This is a genomic window from Cryobacterium levicorallinum (genome assembly GCF_004402405.1).
GTDB lineage: Bacteria > Actinomycetota > Actinomycetes > Actinomycetales > Microbacteriaceae > Cryobacterium > Cryobacterium levicorallinum.
This window is the reverse complement of sequence record NZ_SOFE01000001.1, coordinates 65,738-85,724: the sequence shown is the minus strand read 5'-3', so window position 1 is coordinate 85,724 and position 19,987 is coordinate 65,738. Positions and strand designations below refer to the sequence as shown.

Sequence of the window (19,987 nt, the reverse complement as noted above, 5' to 3'; positions counted from 1 at the left end):
CCCGGTCGCGGGATGCCCCGGCTATGGGTCCTGCTACACGACCCCGAGGGGCACGTGTTCGCCGGCGGGTAGCTCCACCCGGATGCCGTCGCCCGGGTTCACGACCCCGCCGGTGACGACGACGCCCATGATGCCGCCGCGGCGGTGCACTGTGCCGACGGCATCCGTTGTGATGAGCTGCTTCATCAGGCCTTTTTGGTAGCCGTTGATGAGCGAGCATGGGCTGCGCATGCCGGTGATCGAGACCACGGCCTCGGCGCCGAGATGCAGCCGGGTGCCGAGCGGTAGGGTCATCAGGCCGATTCCGGCGGTGGTCACGTTCTCGCCGAGCTCGCCCGGCGTCACGGTATACCCGGTCGGCACGAGGTCGTCGAACAGCTCGGCGGCCATGAAGTGCACCTGGCAGAGGTTCGGTGCCAATGGGTTGCGCTTCTTCGCGTAGCGGTGCTGCACGGTGACTCCGGCGTGGGAATCGCCCTCGACTCCGATTCCAGCCAGCAAACGGATGCTGCCCACCGCCGGCTTGCTGAACCGGTGCAGGTCGTCGCGGCTGACCGAAACGACCGTGCCGGGGCGCTTGTCGTGTGTCATGCAGACGATTCTGCCACAGGCGCACGCGCGTTCGAAGGCATGCCAGCAGCCCTGTAACCGGATACGTCACCGTGTCTGTGTAAACCCGTTGACGCGGCACCGCCCGAGGCCTACATTGCATCAATGGAAAGGTTTCTCAATGACCAGTGTTGCGCCCGCCAATAACGACCAGCCCAACGAATCCGCGTCCGTTTTTCCGCGCGCGGAAGACGTCGCCCCGCACATTGCGCGTCCGTACCGAGCTCTCGAACGCGAACTGGAACGGGCGGTGCGCGATCGGGTGGAGGTCAACCTCCGGGTGACCGCGGCGGTCAACGCCATGCGCGACGGCGGATGCTCCTGGGCCGACATCGCACGAATTCTCGGTACCGCTCCGCAGACCGCACACAAGAAGTACAGCAAGCCGCGCCCGCCGCGAGGCGACTGACGGGCAGGCAGCCATCAGCACGCCCGAAAACCGGGGGCCACACGTCGGGTCAGCGGCCGCCCAATGGGAGTGATGGAATTCTGGACCGGATTCGCCTCCGGTGATATAGTCTCGAGTCAAATTCCCCCCAATTGAGAGGACACCATGAAAGCCTCAGAAACACTCAGTAATAACCTGCAGTCCGTTCTGGTCGACCTGATCGAGCTGCACGTGCAGGGAAAACAGGCGCACTGGAGCGTCGTTGGAAAGAACTTTCGCGACCTGCACCTGCAACTCGACGAAATCATTCTCGATGCGCGCGAATTCTCCGACGAAGTAGCCGAGCGGATGCGCGCCCTCGACGCCATGCCCGATGGCCGCAGCGAGACGGTCACCAAAACCACCCATCTGCCCAAGTTTCCCGATGGCGAAGTCGACACGGCGGAGACGGTGACGCTCATCACCGAACGACTCGATGCCACCGTCGACAATATTCGCAAGGTGCACGATGAGGTCGATGAGGAAGACCCCACGAGCGCGGATATTCTGCACGCGTTCATTGAGAAGCTCGAGCAGTATTCCTGGATGGTCAGTGCGGAGAACCGTAAACCGCGCAAGCGCGCAGCACTGAAATCCACCTCGCGGGTGTCGTAACACATCGGTTGATGCCGCGTGGGTCGAGGGGGAGTAATGAGGCTTGAATCGCAGCTTCCACCGGGCCCGCTCAGTGCCGCTGCGTTAGAGGTCAACGGTGACGCGCAGCGGGCGATTGCACTGGCGAGCAGTCTCGCATCCGTTCCCCGCCCGGGGGAGGGAAAAACGGCCGTTCTGTTCGACACGCTGTGCACGCTCGCGTTGGCCGACCTCACGGCAGCACGAGTGGCCGAGGCGCACCTCGATGCGCGGGCGATTCTCGCCCAGGCCGGCCAGGACGCCCAGTCCGATCACACCTGGGGCGTGTTCGCCGCGGAGACCGCCGACACGGTGCTCACAGCGACGCCAGAGGGCGACCGCTGGCGGCTCGACGGCACCAAGCCGTGGTGTTCCCTCGCGGGACTGCTGACTCACGCGCTGGTCACCGCCCACGTCGGCGACCACGGCAGACGCTTGTTCGCCGTCGACCTGCGGCAGGCCGGCATTACGGTACATGACGAGCTGTGGATCGCCCGCGGCCTGCCGCAGGTGACGAGCGGCCCGGTCGATTTCGACGGTGTTGGGGCCGATGCGGTTGGTGATGCGGGCTGGTACCTGCGCCGGCCTGGGTTCGCGTGGGGCGGTATCGGAGTCGCCGCCGTGTGGTGCGGCGGTGCCGTCGGCCTGGCGCGCACCCTCTACGACTCGACCCAGGGGCGCGCCCCCGACCAGATTGCGCTCGCCCATCTCGGCGCTGTCGACGTGGCAGTGACCACTGCGGCGACGGCACTGGCCGCGGCCGCGGCCGCGATCGATGCCGGCGAGGCCGACGGACCGGCCGGTTCCCTCCTGGCCGCCCGGGTTCGCGGGATCGTCGCCCGCGCGGCCGAAGACGTCATATTCCATATCGGGCATGCCCTCGGACCGGCGCCGCTGGCCCTGAACGATCGGCACGCGCAGCGGGTCGCCGATCTGCAGCTGTACGTACGCCAGCACCATGCCGAGCACGATGACGCTGCGTTGGGGCGCATGCTCGTAACGAAGGGGAGTGCACCGTGGTGACATTCAACAACCTCGATGGCGGAACACCTGAGAAGAGCTGGGAGGCAGCGAACTGGCCAGACCGGTTCGCCGCGCTGAGCACGGACGGGCTCGGCCGTCTCGTCGTGGTCGCGGCGCATCCGGACGACGAAAGCCTCGGCGTTGGCGGATTGATCGCGCACGTTGCGGGGCTCGACGTGCCGATCGTGGTCATCGTACTCAGCAACGGCGAGGCGTCTCACCCGAGCTCCCCGACCCACAACCTGGCCCGACTCGCCCAGATTCGCCGCATCGAAGTGACGGATGCTCTCGCACACCTGGCACCGAACGCGCAGGTGCACCTGCTCGAGCTCCCCGACGGCAAACTCGCCGAGCACATCGACCTGGCCGCCGGGGCGATCGTCGAGGCGATCGGCGACGTGGACGCGTCGACCTGGGTGGTGGCACCGTGGCGAGCCGATGGGCATCCGGATCATGCGGCAGCCAGCGCGGCCGCCGACCGAGCCGCACGAGAACGCAGCGCCCGCCTGTTCGAGTACCCGATCTGGGCCTGGCACTGGTCAAACCCGGATGCCCCCATCTGGTCGGACTCCACCGTGCGCGTCTTTGATCTGCTGCCGACCGAGCGCAAGGCCAAGGCGCGCGCTTTGGCGCTGCATCGCAGTCAGGTCGGCCCGTTGTCGGATTCGTTCGGCGACGAAGTGATCCTACCGGCCGGTTTTCAGGAACATTTCACGCGCACCTTCGAGACCCTCATCGAGGTGACCGTGAAAAAATCCGGAGGAGCGCCAGCGCGCCCGCAAACGGATGCCCCCGCACCCGCCGACCCGAATCACACGCTCACGACCGGGTACTTTGACTCGATCTATTCCTCGGGTCCGGATCCGTGGGGGTTCGAGACCCGCTGGTACGAGAAGCGCAAACGAGCCGCCCTGATCGCGGCGCTGCCCCGGCAGCGCTTCGGCGCAGCCCTCGAACTCGGCTGCTCGAACGGTGTGCTCACGGCCGAGCTGGCCGAACGGTGTGACACCGTGCTCGGCATTGATCTGATCGAACAGCCGCTCAGCATTGCACGAGCGCGACTCGCCGGCCAGCCCGGCGTGAGGTTTGAGCGGCGAACGGTTCCGGCGGACTGGCCGGAGGGGGAGTTCGACCTGATTGTGCTGTCCGAGGTCGGATATTACTGTTCCAGTGCCGACCTGCGGCGACTGCTCGAGCGCTGCCGGGCCAGCCTCGCCCCCGACGGGGTTCTGGTGGCCTGCCATTGGCGACACCCGGTAGCGGAGTGTCCCCTCACTGGCGATGCTGTGCACACGCAGCTCACCCACGTGGTCGGGCTGCAGCGCACCGTGCATCACCTCGAACGCGACTTCGTGCTCGAGGTGTATGAACCCCGGCCCGCACTCTCGGTCGCGCAGCGCGACGGCCTCGTGCCGTGAGCGTACAAACAAGTCCGTCGAGCCCCGAATTCGTGACCATCGTGGTGCCGGTGTGCAACGAGGAGGTCCTGCTGCCGCGCGCCCTGGCAGCACTCGCCGTGGCGATCGACGCGCTCACCGTGCTGCCGCAGCCGGACCGCCCAGCGGTGTCGGTGCTGCTGGTCCTGGACCAGTGCACCGATTTATCGGCCCGAGTCGCCGCACTCTGGCCCGACTTCGACCGAGTTGAAATTGAGGCCGGCGCCGTCGGCGTGGCGCGTCGGTTCGGTGTGCAGCGCGCGCTGCGCCGGCTGGAAGCGGTCTCGGCGTCGGGTGCGGCGGCATCCGCTGTGGGTGATGGCCAAGCCGAGCGAATCTGGATCGCCAGCACCGACGCGGACTCGGCCGTGCCGCCGAACTGGCTGATCACCCAGTTGGCGTTTGCCCGCAACGGTGTCGATCTGGTGCTCGGAACGGTGCATCCCGACGACGACCTGGCCGCCCACGAGCTGGTGAACTGGGAGTCCCTGCACATGATCGGTGAGGGGCATCCGCACGTTCACGGAGGCAATCTGGGCGTGCGGGCTGATCTGTACCTGGCCGCCGGCGAATTTGCGCCGGTCGATTGCGATGAAGACAGGCTTCTCGTGGCAGCCCTGCGTGAACTGGGGGTCGCCGAGGCACGCACGGCGTTGATTCCGGTGCTGACCTCGGGACGACGCGTCGGCCGAGCCCCGGCGGGGTTCGCCGAGTACCTGCGCGAACACATCAAACCCGATTGGGCTGACACTGAAGTGGCGCACTGATTCGCAGGCGAGCTTTCGTACAAGCCTCTGGCGTGGCGTGGCGTGGCCTGGAAGTGGAAGAATAATCGAATGACTTATCTTCCCAATGACTCTCGATATGAGTCCATGCCCTACCGTCGCGTCGGACGCAGCGGCCTCAAACTTCCCGCCATTTCCCTCGGACTGTGGCAGAATTTCGGCGATGACAAGCCGCTCGCAACGCAGCGGGCCATTCTGCGCCGGGCCTTCGACCTCGGCATCACCCACTTCGACCTCGCCAACAACTATGGCCCCCCGTACGGCTCAGCCGAAACGAACTTCGGTCAGTTGTTCCGCGAAGACTTCGCCGCCCACCGTCACGAGGTCGTGCTCTCGACCAAGGCTGGCTACGACATGTGGCCGGGCCCCTACGGAAACTTCGGCAGCCGCAAGTACCTGCTTTCGAGCCTCGACCAGTCGCTCGGCCGCATGGGCGTCGACTACGTTGACATCTTCTACTCCCACCGCGCCGATCCAGACACCCCGCTCGAAGAGACGATGGGCGCGCTGCACACCGCCGTCACGAGTGGCCGCGCCCTGTATGCCGGGATCTCCTCGTACTCGCCGGAGCGCACCCGCCAGGCCGCGGCGATTTTGGCCGACCTCGGCACACCGCTGCTGATTCACCAGCCCTCGTACTCCATGTTCAACCGGTGGGTTGAGGGCGATCTGCTCGATACCCTCGAAGACATCGGAGCGGGTTGCATTGCGTTCTCGCCGCTGGCGCAGGGGCTGCTCACCGACCGCTACCTCGGGGGAATCCCTTCGGACTCCCGCGTCGCGCGGGGGGGTTCGGCCAAGAAGTCCATGGTGAGCACCGAGGCGCTCGTGCACATCCGGGCGTTGACCGAGATCGCCGTCGAGCGCGGTCAGTCGCTCGCCCAGATGGCCCTGGCCTGGGTCCTGCGCAACTCCGAAGTGACCAGCGCGCTCGTCGGCGCATCGTCGGTCGCCCAGCTCGAAACGAACGTGGGAGCTCTGAAGAACCTCGAGTTCAGCGCTGCGGAGTTGACCGCGATCGACGTGCATGCCGTCGACAACGGCATCAACCTGTGGTCAGCCTCAAGCGACGTCTAGCCTCTCCCGCCGGCTTTCTTCCGGGCCGGCCAACGGAAGTGGCGGTGACGCTCTGACCAGGGGCGGCGGTCAGGGCTCGAGCAGGCCGCGAATGTCGTCGGCGGTCAGCGCGGTGCTGAACAGGGCGTCGTCGTCGAGCACCGCGCTGAACAACTGCGCCTTCTGGGCCTTGAGCGCCATCACCTTCTCCTCGATCGTGCCGGTGGCGACCATCCGGTAGACCATGACGTTGCGGGTTTGGCCGATGCGGTGGGTGCGGTCAACGGCCTGCGCCTCGGTCGCCGGATTCCACCAGGGGTCGAGCAGAAAAACATAGTCGGCTTCGGTGAGGTTGAGGCCGAAGCCACCGGCTTTCAGGCTGATCAGAAACACCGGGGTCGCGCCGCTCTTGAACCGGTCGATCACCTCGCTGCGCCGTAGCGTCGACCCGTCGAGGTAGCAGTACGGAACGCCCAGAGCGTCCAGCCGGGCGGCGGCGAGCTTCAGAAACGACGTGAACTGGCTGAAAATCAGGGCCTTGTGCCCCTCGGCGATGACGTCGTCGAGCTGCTCGAACAGGGCGTCGAGCTTGCTGGAGCGCACGCCGGAATACTTCTGATCGACCAGCGAGGCGTCGAGGCTCAGCAGTCGCAGCAGGGTGAGTGAGCGAAAAATAATGAAGCGGTTCTTGTCGAGGTCCTCGATCAGCCCATACAGTTTCTGCCGTTCGCGCTGCAGGAACGTGTCGTAGAGCTTCTGGTGCGCCGGGTTCAGCGCGATTTGCACTTCCTGTTCCTGTTTCGGCGGTAGATCGCGGGCGACGACCTCTTTGGTGCGGCGCAAAATCAGCGGGCGGATGCGCCGGCGCAGCTTGGCGAGCCGCTCCGGGCTCGATCCAAGGGTCACCGGCCGCACGTAGTTCTCGGTGAATTTGCGCGCGGACGCGAACAAGCCGGGTGCGACGATGCTGAACAGCGACCACAGGTCCATCAGGTTGTTCTCCAGCGGAGTGCCCGTGATCGCCAGTTTGAACGGTGTGTTCAGCTCTTTTGCGCAGGCGTAGGCGCGGCTGGTGCGGTTCTTCACGAACTGCGCCTCGTCGAGGATGAGGCCGGCCCAATTCAGGGCTTGGTATGCGTCGAAGTCGAGACGGAACAGAGCGTAGGAGGTGACGAGCACGTCGACGTCGGCGGCGGCATCCGCGAGCTGCGTGCGGCTTTTGGCCTCGGTCGCCGTCACCGTGCGTATCCGCAGCCCGGGAGCGAACCGGGTGGCTTCGTTCAGCCAATTCATGACAACGGATGTCGGCGCCACCACCAGAAACGGCCTCGAGTCGCGCGCGTGCACCAGCAGCGCGAGGGTCTGCAGGGTCTTGCCGAGCCCCATGTCGTCGGCGAGCACCCCGCCGAGCTGGTGCTTCCAGAGGAAGGCGAGCCAGGCGAACCCCTCCTGCTGGTACGGCCGGAGGGTCGCGTTCACGCCAGCGGGGAGGTCGACCAGGTCGATCCCGGTCAGATCTTTCAGACCGGCGGCGGCCGCTCGCCACGACACGGCCGGAACGGTCTCATCGGCGAGATCCTCAAAATCGCTCCACAGGCTGGCCTGATAGCGGCTGATGCGCAGGCCGGTCTCCCATTCGTGCAGCGCGCGGGCCTCGTTGATGAGCTCGTGCAGCTGCTCGAACTCAGGGCTCTGCAGCGAGAGATAGCTGTTGTCGACCAGTTTCAGGCGGGTCTGCCCCTTCGCGAGGGCCTTGAACAGTGGGCCGAACGGCACCGTGATCGTGCCGACCGTGACGATCACACCGAGGTCGAACCAGTCGCGCTGGTCGGTCTCGACCGTCGTGATCACGAGGTGGGGCGTTTCGGTGCGCTCAAAGTCGTCGGGCATTACCGCGGGAAAGCGCACCGAGGAATCCATGCTGGTGACCGCGACCGTGCGCTGCAGGGCCGGGTAGACCGTGCCGAGAAACTCGACCGTGTCTTCGGCGGGAACGCTCGCCGCCTCGACCTGCCCGACCAGGTGACGCTGTTCGCCGCTCAGCGGGCCGGCGGCCGGGGCGAGCGTGAACACGGTCGGCGTGCCGAAGCGCACGCTGTAGATACCGTGGCCGGCGATGACTCCGGCGGCCTCGAGCGGATGGTCGACGCCGTCGATCTGCAGGCGGGACTGCAGGAGCAGCGGGCCAGCAGCATCCGTTTGCGAGGCGTCGAGGCTGATTTCGGCGAGCGAACCGATGCGTACGACGACGTCTTTTTTGTTGCCGACGAAGCCGATGCCGAGCTGCTCGGCCTCGCGCAGCAGCGGCCACAGCAGCGGGCTGGTGAAGTTGTCGAGGTAGATCCAGTCGGTTTCCTGGCTCGTGTAAACCTCGCGCACGGCCTTGTACAGGGCGGCGAACTGGGAGATCCAGCGGTGGTGTTCGGGGTCGAGGTTGAACCGGTTGAGCTGAAAAGTGAGGTGGCTCCAGGTGACGTTGCTGCGCACCCAGTTGCCCTGCGCATTGTGGATGACCGGCCGAACGCCGAGCCGATAGTCGCCGTGCCCGGCCACGAGCGCCTTCACCGGTTTAGCGGTCGGCCCGCGCCAGCGGTCGTTGGTGCGCGGAGTCTGCTCGCGCAGCTCGAACTGCAGCCCCATCGGCACTTTCAGTCCCGTGGCCAGCGGTCTCGGCTGCCCAAAATTGCCGATGCGCAGACCAGCGGATGCCGGCGGTTCCCCCGGCAGAACCAGCCGCTTCCAGGCTGGGGTGCCCTCTGACATTTCTAGCTCTCGGGCATGTTCAGGCCGGCGGTGTCGAGCACCCAGGCGTAGTTGAACGCGCGTTCGTGCCAGGCACTGTACCGACCGGAGACTCCTCCATGGCCGGCTGACATTTCGGTCTTGAGCAGGGCATCCGCTCCCACCTCGCGCAGCTTGGCCACCCATTTGGCCGGCTCCACATAGAGCACCCGGGTATCGTTCAGGCTGGTCACGGCGAGAATCGCCGGGTAGGCGACGTTCCGCACGTTCTCGACGGGGGAGTAGGACTTCATGTAGGCGTACACCGCGGCGTCGTGCAACGGGTCACCCCATTCGTCCCACTCGATCACGGTCAGCGGCAGTGACGGGTCGAGAATCGAGGTCAACGCATCGACGAACGGCACCTCGGCGAGGATGCCGGCGAACAGCTCGGGCGCGAGGTTGGCGACGGCACCCATGAGCAGTCCGCCGGCGCTGCCGCCCTCGGCGACCAGCCGGGCCGGGGTGGTGAAGCCTGCGTCGATGAGGTGCCGGGCGCAGCTCACGAAGTCGGTGAAGGTGTTGCGCTTGGTCGTGGTTTTACCGGTTTCATACCAGGTGCGGCCGAGTTCGCCGCCGCCGCGCACGTGCGCGATGGCGAAGATCATGCCGCGGTCGAGCAGGCTGAGCCGGGCGATGCCGAAGCCGGGGTCGATGCTGTGCTCGTAGGATCCGTAGCCGTAGAGCAGGGTCGGCGCCGGGGTTCCGGGCGTAACGAGGTCGCGGCGGTAGACCAGCGAGATCGGCACCCGGGTACCGTCCTCGGCGGTCGCCCACTCGCGGCGCTGCTCATAGAGCGCCGGATCGTAGCCGCCGAGCACGGGCTGCTGCTTGAGCAGGCGTCGTTCGCCGGTCGCGACGAAGAGGTCGTAGACCGTTGACGGGGTGATGAAGCTCGTGAAGCCAAACCGCAGGGTCGGCTGGGTCCACTCCGGGTTGCCGGCTGAACCGACGGCAAACAACGGTTCGTCGAAGTCGAGCTCGGTCAGGCCGCTCGCGTCGTGTCGGTCGATGGCGAGGCGGGTGAGGCCGTCGCGGCGGTACTCCACGACGAGAAAGTCGGCGAAGGCATCGACGCTTTCCAGCCGGATCTGCGGGTCGTGCGGCAGCAGCATCCGCTTTTCGCCTTGCGGGTCTGCGGCTGCGACGCTGACCAGTTCGAAATTGACGGCCGCGCCGCCGTTGTGCACGATCAGCAGGCGGTCTTCCGCGGCGATCACGGCGTGCTCGACATCGTATTCCACGTTGTCCTGGCGCGGCCAGACCACGGCGAAGTCGCCGGTGGGGTTGCTCGCGTCGAGCACCCACGATTCGGTCGTGACGCTGGATCCGGCCTCGATCATGAGGAATTTGCGGCTGCGGGTGATGCCGACGCCCACCCAGAATCGTTCGTCGGGCTCGTGAAAGATGCTGGCGTCAGCGACTTCAGCGGCACCGATTTCGTGCCGCCATACGGTGTCCGGGCGCCAGGCGTCGTCGACGGTGGTGTAGAAGAGGTAGCGTCCGCTCGGGTCGAACAGGGCGCCGGCGCTCGTGTTTTCGATCGTGTCTGGCAGGTTCTCGCCGGTCGCGATGGTGCGCACCCGAATCGTGTAGCGTTCGTCGCCCTCCACGTCGACGGCGTAGAGCAGCCGAGTGCCGTCGTCGCTGAGGTCGAAGCTGCCGAGCGAGAAGAACTCGTGGCCGGCTGCTTCGACGTTGTCGTCGAGCAGGATCTGCTCGCCGGGCACGCTCTGGTTGGTGCCGAGCACGGGCGCCGCCCAGTCATCCGGGCCGCTGATCGGTGCGCGACAGTGTATGCCGTATTCCTGGCCCTCGACCGTCCGGGTGTAGTACCAGAAGGCGCCGCGACGCACCGGAACGCTCAGGTCGGTCTCCTGGGTGCGGTTCTTGATCTCGGTGAAAATCTGCTGCCGGAGTGGTTCCTGGGTGGCGGTGCGGGCCGCGGTGTAGCTGTTCTCGGCCTCGAGGTGGGCGATGACCTCGCGGCTGTCCTTGTCGCGCAACCACTCGTAATCGTCGACGTAGACGTCGTTGTGGTGCTCGCGGCGTTGCGGCTTCTTGGTTGCCAGGGGAGGGGTGATCGGGCCAAAGGTCATCCCCCCAGCGTAGTTTGCCGCGTCTCGCCAGAGCGGGAAAAAGGTTGCTTCGGGTGTGCTGAAGCAGCTATTTTCTCGCTTTCGCGGTTCAGGCCACCCGCACTCCCCGTCTCCAGACGTTTGCGGTCAGCGGCACGCCGGGGCGGTAGGCCAGGTGCGAGATCGACGGGGCGTTCAGAACCTGCAGGTCGGCTAGGCCGCCGACCCGCAGCGAGCCGACGGCATCCGTTCCCTGATCGTGGCCGAGCGACGCGGCCGCACCACGGGTCGCCGCCCAGACCGCCTCGGTCACGGTCAGCCCCATCTGCAGCACGGCGGTCGCCACGCAGAACGGCATTGACGTGGTGTAGGAGGTGCCTGGATTGCAATTGGTCGCCAGGGCGATGGTCACACCGGCGTCGAACAGCTGGCGGGCCGGCGGAAACGGTTGCCGGGTGGACAGGTCGCAGGCCGGTAGCAGCGTGGCGACCGTGGCCGACGCCGCCAGTGCGTCGATATCGGATGGCTCCAGGTAGTTGCAGTGGTCAACGCTGTGCGCGCCGAGTTCAGCGGCCAGCCGCACGCCGCCAGTGAAGCCGAGCTGGTTGCCGTGCACGCGCAGCCCGAGGCCGGCGGCCCGGCCGGCCAGCAGCACCTCCCGCGTTTCTTCCACGTCGAACGCGCCCTGCTCGCAGAACGCGTCGATGAACTGCACGTAGGGAAGCACCGCGGCGAGCATCGGCCCGGTGACGAGGTCGAGGTAGTCGCGACGATCCAGCCCGGTCGGCACGATGTGGGCGCCGAGATAGCTGACGACGTCGGCGACACGGGCGGCGGCCCGGGCCGACCGCGCTTCACTGTCCACGTCGAGCCCATAGCCGGTTTTGGTCTCGAGAAAGGTGGTGCCCTGCGTTTCGGCTTCGTGGCGCAGGCCCAGCGCTGTGGCTACAAGCTGCTCCTCGGACGCCGCGCGGGTTGCGGCGACGGTCGTGTTGATGCCGCCGGCGGCGTACTTCTGGCCGGCCATGCGGGCTTCGAACTCTGCCGAACGGTCGCCGCCAAAGACGAGGTGGGTGTGCGAGTCGACCCAACCGGGCAGAACGGCGCGGCCATCGACATCCGTTCGACGATCGGCAGCCGGAGCCTGGCTGGCCGCACCGATCCAGAGGATGCGGCCGTCGCCGATCACGAGTGCCGCGTCGTGCCGACGCTCGCCGGACTCATCGTGCGTGGTCAGTTCACCGATTCCGGTGATGAGCTCGGTGCCGCTCATTCGCCGAGCCTTCCAAGCGCGTCGGCCATCAGCTCCGACGGCCGCGCGCCGCCGACCAGCCGACCGCCATCGGCCACGACCTGTCCGCCCACGATGACCCGCAGCACATCGGAGGCGGTCGCGGTCAGCGGAAGCTGCTCGACAGACGATCCGACCGTGCGCACGCCGGCGGTGCTGATCTCGACCAGATCGCACGGGTCGCCCTCGCGCATCGTGAGACGGCCGAGCCCGAGCGAGGCATAGCCGGCGCTCGTGGCCGCGGTGAGCAGGGCGGTCGGGGCAAAGCGTCCGCGCTGTCGCGAGGCCAGCCGCTCGCCCATTTCCAATCCGCGCATCTCCAAAAACGGGTCGATGACGGCGTGCTGATCGGAGCCTAGGGCAATCGGGCAGCCCGCCTCGGCCAGGGCGAGCGCCGGACCGATTCCGTCGCCGAGATCGGCCTCGGTGGTCGGGCACATTACGACGGTCACGCCGGCGTCGCCGAGCAGCGCGCGGTCCGCGTCGCTCAGATGCGTTGCGTGCACCACACTCAGTCGCGGTCCGAGGGCACCGAGCGAATCGAGCACACCGGTCGGGGTCAGGCCATACGCCGCGAGGCAATCCGCGTTCTCCTGCGGCTGCTCCGACAGGTGCACGTGCAGCGGAACGTCCGCCGGCAACCCGGCGAGCACTTCACGCATCGCCTCGGGCGTGACGGCACGCACCGAGTGCAGCGCGGCGCCGAGCGTCACGAGGTCGTCGTTCCCCAGTGCTGCGCGCAGCGAGTGCCATCGGGCCAGCCAGCCCGCGGCGTCAAAGTCGCCGAACGCCCGCTGTTCGGGTGCCAACTCCTGCCCGATTCCGCCCTGCAGATACACCGTGTCGAGCAGCACCAAACGGATGCCGACGGCCCGCGCCGCCGCCGCAAGCGCCAGTTCCATGGCGTGCTCCGTCTCATACGGTTCGCCATTCGCGCGGTGATGCACGTAGTGAAACTCACCGACGGCGGTGTAGCCGCTCACCAGCATCTCGGCGAACACCGCCGTCGCCAGCGCCTGGTACTTCAGGGGGTCGAGCTGCGCGGCGACCCGGTACATCCGCTCGCGCCAAATCCAAAAATCGCCACCCTCGGTGTGGGTCTGACCGCGCAGGGCCCGGTGGAAGGCGTGCGAGTGAGCATTACCGAACCCCGGAAGCACCGTTCCCAAACGGATGTCCGCGGCCTCCGCCCCGTGAATCTGAACCCGAGAGATGCGACCGTGGTCGTCGACCTCGACCCTCACCCCGGTCACGGCGACCCCGTCGATCAGCAGGGTTTCGCACCAGAAGTTGCTCATAGCAGATCCCTCAGCAGCAGTTCGAGCGCGTCGATGCCGGCCACGCAGTCCGCGGCTTCGGCGAATTCCTCCGGCGCGTGGGAGATTCCGGTCGGGTTGCGCACGAACAGCATTGCGCTCGGCACGTGGGCGGCGAGCACGCCGGCATCGTGGCCGGCTCCGGTCGACAGTTGCGGCACCTGGCCGAGCGCTTGCGCGAACCGCTCGCGCAAGCCGGGGGTGAACTGCACGGCGCCGGCCCAGGATTCCTCGGTGAGGGTGGCGGAGCATCCGTTCTGCTGGGCGGCCTGCTGGGCGCGGGCTGCAATGTCGGCCACGAGCAGGCGGGTTTCTTCGTCGGTCTCGGCGCGGGCGTCGAGCCAGGCGTGCACCGAACTGGCGATAACGTTGGTTCCGCCAGGGATCGCTTCGATGCGGCCGATCGTCGCCCGGGTTCCCGGGCGACCCAGAGCGGCGGCCTGCACACCCACGATGGCCTGGGCAGTCGCGACCATCGGGTCGCGGCGCTCGATCATGGTGGTCGCGCCGGCATGATTACCCTGGCCGGTGACGGTGAGGCGCCAGCGACCGTGGGCCAGAATCGATGATGCCACGGCCACCGGCTGGTCGAGGTCGATCAGGCCGCGGCCCTGTTCGACGTGCAGTTCGATGAACAGTCCGATGCGTTCTAGTGCAACGAGGTCGACGCCGAGGTGCGCCGGGTCGACACCAATTTTCCGGGCGGCCTCGGCCAGCGTGACGCCGTCACGGTCGGTCAAGGCGCGGGCCTGATCGGCGTCGATCGCTCCGGTGAGCAGCCTCGAGCCGAGGCAGGCGATGCCGAAACGGGAGCCCTCTTCTTCGGCGAACATCAGCACCGCGCACGGCCGGGTCGGCACGAACCCGCTCGCCTGCAGCCGGCCGATGGCCTCGAGCGAAGAGATCACGCCGAGCGGCCCGTCGTAGGCGCCGCCGCCGGGAACGGAGTCGAGGTGGCTGCCGGTGACGACCGCATCCGGTCCTGGCTGACCCCACCAGGCCCAGAGGTTGCCGTTGCGGTCGGTTTCGACCTGCAGGCCGAGCCGTTCGGCGCGTTCGACGAACCAGGAGCGCAGTTCGAGGTCGGCCACCTGCCAGAGATGGCGGGAGTACCCGCCGCGCCGGTGGTCGCGGCCGACCTCGGCGATCTCGGCGAGACCGGCGAGCACGTTTAGTCCTCCCACATGGGCACACGCAGGCCGCGGTCGCGGGCCACTCCCTTGGCCCGCTCGTAGCCGGCGTCGACGTGCCGCATCACTCCGGTGCCCGGGTCGTTGGTGAGCACACGCGCGATCTTCTCCGCGGCCAGCGGGGTGCCGTCGGCGACGATGACCTGCCCGGCGTGAATGCTGCGGCCGATTCCGACCCCGCCGCCGTGGTGAATGGAGACCCAGGTCGCGCCGGAGGCGGTGTTGAGCAGCGCGTTCAGCAGCGGCCAGTCGGCGATCGCGTCGGAGCCGTCCAACATACCCTCGGTCTCACGGTAGGGCGAAGCGACCGAGCCGGAGTCGAGGTGGTCGCGGCCGATCACGATCGGGGCGCGCAGCTCGCCGGAGGCGACCATCTCGTTGAATTTGAGCCCGGCCAGGTGGCGTTCCTGATAGCCGAGCCAGCAGATGCGGGCCGGCAGGCCCTCGAACTGCACCTTTTCTTCGGCCTTGGTGATCCAGCGGTGCAGCCCGGCGTCGTTCGGAAACAGCTCCAGAACGGCCTTGTCGGTGGCGGCGATGTCGGCCGGGTCGCCGGAGAGGGCCACCCAGCGGAACGGGCCCTTGCCCTCGGCGAACAGCGGGCGAATGTAGGCGGGCACGAACCCCGGAAACTCGAACGCCCGCTCGTAGCCGCCGAGCTTCGCCTCGGCCCGAATCGAGTTGCCGTAGTCGAAGACCTCGGCACCGGCATCCTGAAATTCGACCATCGCTTTGACCTGCTTGGCCATGGCGGCGCGGGCGCGCACGGTGAACTCCTCCGGGTTTTCGGCCGCGTAGCTGTGCCATTCCTCGACGGTGACGCCCTCGGGCAGGTAGGAGAGCGGGTCGTGCGCGCTGGTCTGGTCGGTCACGATATCGATCGGCACTTTGCGGGCGAGCAATTCGGCGAACACGGTCGCGGCATTGCCGACCAGACCCACCGACAGAGCGCGGAGTTCCGCCTTGGCCGCGAGCACCCGGGCGATGGCGTCGTCGATGTCGTCGGTCATTTCGTCGAGGTAACCGTGATCGACGCGGCGCTGCAACCGCGCCGGGTCGACGTCGACAATGAGCACAACGCCGTCGTTCATGGTGACGGCGAGCGGCTGCGCGCCGCCCATGCCGCCGGCCCCGCCGGTGAGGGTCAGCGTGCCCGCCAGGGTGCCGTTGAACTTCTTGGTGGCCACGGCGCCGAAGGTTTCGTAAGTACCCTGCAGAATGCCCTGAGTGCCGATGTAGATCCACGATCCAGCGGTCATCTGCCCGTACATGGTGAGCCCCAGGTGCTCGAGTCGGCGAAACTCCGGCCAGGTGGCCCAGTCGCCGACGAGGTTGGAATTGGCGATCAGCACCCGCGGCGCCCATTCGTGGGTGCGAAACACGCCGACCGGTTTGCCCGACTGTACGAGCAGGGTTTCGTCTTTCTCGAGGGTTTCGAGGGTACGCACGATCGCGTCGTAGCACTCCCAGTTGCGGGCGGCTTTGCCGGTTCCGCCGTAGACGACGAGGTCGTCGGGGCGCTCGGCAACCTCGGGGTCGAGGTTGTTCATGAGCATGCGCAGCGGGCCCTCGGTCTGCCAGCTCTTCGCGGTCAGTTCGGTGCCGCGGGCGGCGCGAACGGGGCGTGGGGTGTGGGTGGTCGGGTGCGACGAGGTGTGAGTCATAGGTGGGGCTCCCTTGTTCTGGCGGGGCAGTGGATGGTGCGGGAAAGTTTCAGGGTGATCAGCGGGCGTAGAGCTGGCGCGCTTCGCCGAGCAAGAGCTGGCCGATACGTTCGATGCTTGACGTGGTGATGCGGTAGCTCGGAACGACCACACTGAGGGCGCCCACGATGCGGTCGCCGACGCTGATCGGTACCGCTATTGCCGTGACGTCACGCTCTACACCGTCACTCACGACGCAGTAGCCGGTGTCACCGGTGCCGCCCTGCAGGGCCTTCCCCGAGGCGCTCGAGTCAAGGGGAAACTTGCGGCCCACCCAATTCGAGTGCCGAACGGAGTGGGTTCCTTCGACAATGGCCACGTAGAGGCCCTGTCGTCCCGGGGCCGGGATGCTCAGATACGCGGATTCTCCGGTTTGTTCGACAATTCGCGTCATCGGATCGCGACAGAGCGCCACGAGTGATTCCTGACTCAGGGCGAGTACGCCGAGCTGCACGATCGCCACTCCTGGGCGGTAGGAGCCCTCGTCGTCACGGCGAATAAAGGTGGCTGCCTCGAGGGTGCGCAAGAGGCGAAGTGCTGTGCTGGCGGAGAGATCGACCGCTTTCGCGGCCTCACCGAGGGTGAGTGAGCCTCGCTCGCAGACGACGCTGAGCAGAGCGAGGGCACGCTCGGCCGTTCGCGTGGTCGTGTCTGGTTTGCCGGGTATTGCGCTCATGTCAAGCTCCTCGTGTTTCCATGCCACTCACAATTGCATTTAGTAAAACACTTATTTCATTAGATGACAAGAGAATTCAGTCATCACTGTCGGTTGAACGCCGGTCCGGTGCTCGCAATGAGTGCACAGTCAGCCTGTGGAGCGGATGTTTCGCTCAGGTAACGTGATCATTACCATCTGACGAGACCTTGACATTGTTTGGCACTGGCCGTTACTTTTCATAGATTGACAATGAAGTTTCATTTTGAACGCCTGTGCGTCGTTGTCAGCCAGTACCTGATTCAGTAACCTCCCCGACCATGTCGGAGGAGCTCAGCGTTTTCGGAAGGACCACCCACCATGAGCGCAAATCGTTCCAGCTCGCCACGCAGTTTCGGCCCGGTAATCAGGTCGGCCGCGATCGGCTTCGTCGCTGCCCTCGCTTTGGCCGGCTGCAGCCCGAGCGATCCCGGCGGCAGCGACACCACCGCAGACGGGAAACTCACCACGGTGACGCTCGGGCTCATCCCCATCACGGATGTTGCACCCATCTACCTGGGCATTGAACAGGGAATTTTCGCTGATCACGGTTTGGAATTGGATATCCAGCTGGCTCAGGGCGGTGCCGCTATCGTTCCCGCCGTCGTCTCCGGCGAATACGATTTCGGCTACAGTAACGTGGTCTCCCTTCTGGTAGCCCACCAGAACGACATCCCGATTCGGGTAATCTCGAACGGATCGACGTCAACAAACGTGGACGGCGCCGACACCACCGAGGTGGCTGCGTTGGCCGACAGCGGTGTCGCCGACGTCCTCGATCTCGAAGGCAAGACGGTCGCCATCAATGCGCTGAGCAACTTCGGTGAGATTACAATTCGAAATTCCCTGGAGCAGGCCGGCGGCGACCCCGATTCCATCTCGTTCGTCGAGGTGCCCTACCCGAACATGCCGGCCCAGCTGGCCGCCGGAGAGGTCGACGCCGCGTGGACGACGGAACCGTTCCGCACCCAGATCGTGCAGGAGGGTGGCGTTATTGTTGCCAGCCCCATGGTCGACATGGCCGAGAACTTCGACTCCGCGTTCTACTTCGCGTCGGCGCAAACGGTCGAGATCAACCCGGCCCTAGTCACGAGTTTCCGGGCGGCGCTCGCGGAATCGTTTGCGTACGCATCCGCTAATGAAGACGCTGTTCGGGAGATCATCCAGGACTATGCTTCGCTCAGCCCTGAGTTGGCAGCCTCGGTTGGCCTGTCGCAGTGGCTCCCCGAGATCAATCGGTCCGGTCTCGAAACCCTCGCCGCCGCCGCCGTCTCGTACGGCGTACTGAGCGGCGAGCCAGACTACGACGGCTTCATCGCGGAATGAGTACTCGCCTGGATGTCGTGCCCGCGGTCGGAGTGGAGGCCAGCGCCTTCACTCCGGTGCCGCGGCGGCGGTTCCGGGCACGCGGCCGAGTGACGAACGTGTTGCTCGGCTGTGCCGGGCTGCTTTCCGTAGCGCTCGTCGCCCAATTTCTTGCCCCGCTGGGCATTGTTCGGGAACAGGACCTGCCGCCGACGACCGTGATCATGGCCGCCTTGGCAGGACTTCTCGGCGAATCCACGATGTGGATGGCCGTCTACGACACGATCTACGTCTGGGCTATCGGACTCGCCGTGGCCTCTGTGGCCGGTGTCGTCGTCGGGATACTCCTCGGCAGCATCGAACCCCTGCGCCGCGCGACCTCCTCAACCGTTGAGTTTCTGCGGCCGATTCCCTCGGTTGCTCTCGTGCCGCTGGTCGTGCTCGTCTTTGGCCCGCGGTACGAGTCAGCCCTCGTCCTGGTCATCTACGCCGCCTTCTGGCAGGTGCTGGTGCAAACGGTGTACGGCGTAGCGGATGTCGACCCGGTCGTCGCCGATACCGCCCGGTCGTACCGATTCAGCCGCTGGGGTGTGATGCGCTACGTGATCTGGCCGACTGCACTGCCCTTCGTGATGACCGGTATCCGCCTGGCCGCCACGGTGGCCCTGGTGCTGACCGTGACCGCTCAACTGATCATCGGTACCCCCGGCCTCGGGCAGAGCATCGCTCAGGCCGAATCCGGCGGGGCGAACGCGCGAATGTATGCGCTCGTACTCATCACCGGGCTCCTCGGCCTCGCGGTCAACATCGTCGTGCGGCTGGTGGAGAAGCGCGTGTTGGCCTGGCACATGTCGTTTCGAAAGGATGCCAGCGAATGAAAACACTGCAGTCCATCGGCTATATCCTCGCTCTGCCAGTCGTGCTCCTTACGACCTGGTGGATCGTCAGTTACGACAGCACGAATGTCTATTTCCCCTCTCTGCAGCGCATTCTCGCTGCGTTCCCGGCGACCTGGCTCGACGGTGGTGGGGAATCACGCCTGGTCGTGGACGGCTTTGCCAGCATCTGGCGGCTGCTCTTCGGCTTTGTCGCAGCAACCGTCATCGCTGTATCCCTGGGAACGCTGATCGGCCTGTTGCCGCGGGTTCGGGCGTTCTGCGAGCCGACCCTGGAATTATTCCGTGCCATTCCGGGGCCGGTACTTGTGCCGATCATCGGGCTGTTCGCCGGGATCGGAGACACGATGAAGATCATCGTGGTACTCCTCGGCTGCCTCTGGCCGATTCTCCTGAACACCGTCGAGGGCGTCCGGGCGGTCGATTCCGTCATGATCGACACTGCCAGGTCCTACCGTCTCAGCGCACGGCGTCGCATCTTCACCCTCATCCTCCCGGCGGCATCTCCGCAGATTCTTGCCGGTATGCGTCAAGGCCTTTCGGTCGGCATCATCCTCATGGTCATCAGTGAGATGTTTGCCGCTACGAATGGGCTTGGATTTAGCGTCGTGCAGTTCCAACGCAACTTCGCCTTGCCTGAAATGTGGACGGGAATCATCGTGCTCGGTCTGTTGGGACTCGTGGCGTCCGTTGTCTTCCAATACTTCGAGTCGCATTCCCTGCGGTGGTACACCGGCATGCGCCGCGCCGCACGTGACGCCTGA

The 19,987-nt window shown here is 66.2% G+C and carries 17 protein-coding genes; 9 read left to right on the top strand and 8 right to left on the bottom strand.

Annotated features, from left to right (window positions below):
• Positions 1-33: 33 nt before the first annotated feature.
• Complete coding sequence (locus tag E3O11_RS00425) at positions 34-591, bottom strand: MOSC domain-containing protein (RefSeq protein WP_092448805.1); 558 nt, start codon at positions 589-591, stop codon at positions 34-36.
• 139 nt (positions 592-730) lie between these two features.
• Here E3O11_RS00425 and E3O11_RS00420 point away from each other — a divergent pair, with 139 nt between their 5' ends.
• From E3O11_RS00420 to mgrA, 6 genes are all read left to right on the top strand, one after another.
• The gene (locus E3O11_RS00420) at positions 731-1,018 is read left to right on the top strand and encodes a helix-turn-helix domain-containing protein (RefSeq protein WP_092448804.1); all 288 of its coding nucleotides are present in this window, start codon (positions 731-733) and stop codon (positions 1,016-1,018) included.
• Positions 1,019-1,162: 144 nt separating this feature from the next.
• Positions 1,163-1,651, top strand: a complete 489-nt coding sequence (locus E3O11_RS00415) for a Dps family protein (RefSeq protein ID WP_092448803.1) — start codon at positions 1,163-1,165, stop codon at positions 1,649-1,651.
• Positions 1,652-1,687: 36 nt separating this feature from the next.
• Positions 1,688-2,692 carry an acyl-CoA dehydrogenase family protein gene (locus tag E3O11_RS00410; protein WP_092448802.1) on the top strand — a complete coding sequence of 335 codons (1,005 nt, stop codon included), beginning with the start codon at positions 1,688-1,690 and terminating at the stop codon, positions 2,690-2,692.
• Positions 2,686-4,110: a PIG-L family deacetylase gene (locus tag E3O11_RS00405; RefSeq protein WP_092448801.1), complete on the top strand. Its 1,425-nt coding sequence runs from the start codon at positions 2,686-2,688 to the stop codon at positions 4,108-4,110. Before E3O11_RS00410 ends, E3O11_RS00405 begins: the two co-directional genes overlap by 7 nt.
• Entirely contained in the window at positions 4,107-4,895 is a 789-nt protein-coding gene (locus tag E3O11_RS00400; RefSeq protein WP_092448800.1) for a glycosyltransferase family 2 protein, read from the top strand. Before E3O11_RS00405 ends, E3O11_RS00400 begins: the two co-directional genes overlap by 4 nt.
• A gap of 69 nt (positions 4,896-4,964) precedes the next feature.
• Positions 4,965-5,990, top strand: a complete 1,026-nt coding sequence (gene mgrA, locus E3O11_RS00395) for an L-glyceraldehyde 3-phosphate reductase (RefSeq protein ID WP_092448799.1) — start codon at positions 4,965-4,967, stop codon at positions 5,988-5,990.
• Positions 5,991-6,059: 69 nt separating this feature from the next.
• Here mgrA and E3O11_RS00390 read toward each other — a convergent pair whose 3' ends face one another.
• The 7 genes from E3O11_RS00390 to E3O11_RS00360 form a co-directional block, all read right to left on the bottom strand.
• Entirely contained in the window at positions 6,060-8,732 is a 2,673-nt protein-coding gene (locus E3O11_RS00390) for a DEAD/DEAH box helicase (protein ID WP_092448798.1), read from the bottom strand.
• Between the two features lie 2 nt (positions 8,733-8,734).
• The gene (locus E3O11_RS00385) at positions 8,735-10,849 is read right to left on the bottom strand and encodes a S9 family peptidase (RefSeq protein WP_092448797.1); all 2,115 of its coding nucleotides are present in this window, start codon (positions 10,847-10,849) and stop codon (positions 8,735-8,737) included.
• Between the two features lie 88 nt (positions 10,850-10,937).
• Positions 10,938-12,101 (bottom strand): imidazolonepropionase, encoded by a 1,164-nt coding sequence (gene hutI, locus E3O11_RS00380; protein WP_092448796.1) that lies wholly within the window; start codon positions 12,099-12,101, stop codon positions 10,938-10,940.
• Complete coding sequence (locus tag E3O11_RS00375) at positions 12,098-13,417, bottom strand: formimidoylglutamate deiminase (RefSeq protein ID WP_092448795.1); 1,320 nt, start codon at positions 13,415-13,417, stop codon at positions 12,098-12,100. Before E3O11_RS00375 ends, hutI begins: the two co-directional genes overlap by 4 nt.
• Positions 13,414-14,604 carry an allantoate amidohydrolase gene (locus E3O11_RS00370; protein ID WP_092448794.1) on the bottom strand — a complete coding sequence of 397 codons (1,191 nt, stop codon included), beginning with the start codon at positions 14,602-14,604 and terminating at the stop codon, positions 13,414-13,416. Before E3O11_RS00370 ends, E3O11_RS00375 begins: the two co-directional genes overlap by 4 nt.
• A gap of 2 nt (positions 14,605-14,606) precedes the next feature.
• Complete coding sequence (hutU, locus tag E3O11_RS00365) at positions 14,607-16,289, bottom strand: urocanate hydratase (RefSeq protein WP_092448793.1); 1,683 nt, start codon at positions 16,287-16,289, stop codon at positions 14,607-14,609.
• A 58-nt stretch (positions 16,290-16,347) separates the two neighbouring features.
• On the bottom strand, positions 16,348-17,004 hold the full coding sequence (locus tag E3O11_RS00360) for an IclR family transcriptional regulator (RefSeq protein ID WP_092448792.1): 657 nt from the start codon (positions 17,002-17,004) through the stop codon (positions 16,348-16,350).
• A gap of 339 nt (positions 17,005-17,343) precedes the next feature.
• Here E3O11_RS00360 and E3O11_RS00355 point away from each other — a divergent pair, with 339 nt between their 5' ends.
• The 3 genes from E3O11_RS00355 to E3O11_RS00345 are packed head-to-tail and all read left to right on the top strand — an operon-like array spanning position 17,344 to position 19,987.
• The gene (locus tag E3O11_RS00355) at positions 17,344-18,348 is read left to right on the top strand and encodes an ABC transporter substrate-binding protein (protein WP_092448791.1); all 1,005 of its coding nucleotides are present in this window, start codon (positions 17,344-17,346) and stop codon (positions 18,346-18,348) included.
• Entirely contained in the window at positions 18,345-19,205 is an 861-nt protein-coding gene (locus E3O11_RS00350; RefSeq protein ID WP_092448790.1) for an ABC transporter permease, read from the top strand. The genes E3O11_RS00355 and E3O11_RS00350 overlap by 4 nt, the downstream gene beginning before the upstream one ends.
• A complete protein-coding gene (locus E3O11_RS00345) occupies positions 19,202-19,987 on the top strand; it encodes an ABC transporter permease (RefSeq protein WP_092448789.1) in 786 nt (261 codons plus the stop codon). The genes E3O11_RS00350 and E3O11_RS00345 overlap by 4 nt, the downstream gene beginning before the upstream one ends.